This window comes from Frankia sp. Mgl5 (genome assembly GCF_023242985.1).
Taxonomy (GTDB): domain Bacteria; phylum Actinomycetota; class Actinomycetes; order Frankiales; family Frankiaceae; genus Parafrankia; species Parafrankia soli.
The window spans coordinates 1-1,296 of record NZ_JALKFY010000774.1 but is presented as its reverse complement, the minus strand read 5'-3'; the positions used below and the strand labels follow the sequence as shown (position 1 = coordinate 1,296).

Here is a 1,296-nt window from a genome sequence, read left to right as displayed (position 1 = left end):
GGACTGGTCGGCGGGTGCGGTGTCGCTGGTGACGGAGCCGGTGGTGTGGCCGGAGACGGGCCGGCCGCGGCGGGCGGGTGTGTCGTCGTTTGGGGTGAGCGGGACGAACGCCCATGTGATCATCGAACAGGCCCCGGCCGACCCGGCCGACGTCGCCGCGGCCACGGCAACGGCAACGGCAACGGCCACGGCCATCGAGGACGCCCGCGTTCCCCTGGTGCTGTCGGCGGCGTCACCGACAGCTCTCGGTGACCAGGCCCGGCGGCTGGAGCGGTTCCTCGCGGACCGGCCGGAGATCACGCTCCCGGAGGTCGGGCGAGCCCTGGCTCAGGGCCGCGCGAGGCTGTCCCATCGCGGGGCCGTCGTCGCCGGCAGCCGGGACGACGCCCTGACCGCGCTGCGCGCGCTGAGTGACGGGCTTCCCGATCCAGCGGTGCTCTCCGGGATCGCGGACGTCGGCGGCACCGCGGGCCCGGTTTTTGTTTTTCCGGGTCAGGGGGCGCAGTGGGTGGGTATGGGTGCGGGTTTGTTGGGGGGTTCTTCGTGGTTGTCGGAGGTGTTTCGGGGGGTGGTGGAGGAGGTTTCTGGGGTGTTGGCGGGGTTGGTGGACTGGTCGTTGGTGGATGTGTTGCGGGGGGTGGGGTCGGATGGGGTGTTGGAGAGGGTGGAGGTGGTGCAGCCGGCGTCGTTCGCGGTGGGTTTGGGGTTGGTGCGGGTGTGGGGTGAGTTGGGGGTGGTTCCGGGTGCGGTGCTGGGTCATTCGCAGGGTGAGGTGGTGGCGGCGTGTGTGGCGGGGGCTTTGGGGGTGGGTGATGCGGTGCGGGTTGTGGTGGGTCGTAGTCGGGTGGTGGCGGAGAGGTTGTCGGGTCGGGGTGGGATGGTGTCGGTGTTCCTGCCGGTGGATGAGGTTGTGGGGTTGTTGCCGGTGGGGGTTGAGGTGGCGGCGGTGAATGGTCCGGGGGTGACGGTGGTGTCGGGTGAGCGGGCTGGTCTGGTGGAGTTGGTGGGGGTGTTGGAGGGTCGGGGTGTGCGGGTGCGGTGGGTGGCGGTGGATTATGCGTCGCATTCGTCGCAGGTGGATGGGGTGGCGGGGGAGTTGCGGGAGTTGTTGGCGGGGGTGCGGTCGGTGGTGCCTCGGGTTCCGTTTTTTTCGACGGTGGAGGGTCGGTGGGTGTCGGGGGCGGGGGAGTTGGAGGGGGATTAGTGGTTGCGGAATTTGCGGTCGAGGGTGGGGTGCGCGGGTGCGGTGGGGGGGGTGGCGGGGGAGGGGGGGCGGTCGGGGGGGGTGGGGGGGGC

At 71.1% G+C, this 1,296-nt stretch carries 1 protein-coding gene; it reads left to right on the top strand.

Going from position 1 to position 1,296, the window contains the following annotated elements; genetic code table 11:
• On the top strand, positions 1-1,204 hold a 1,204-nt coding region (locus MXD62_RS27555; protein WP_285224207.1), incomplete at its 5' end, for an acyltransferase domain-containing protein.
• Positions 1,205-1,296: the final 92 nt, after the last annotated feature.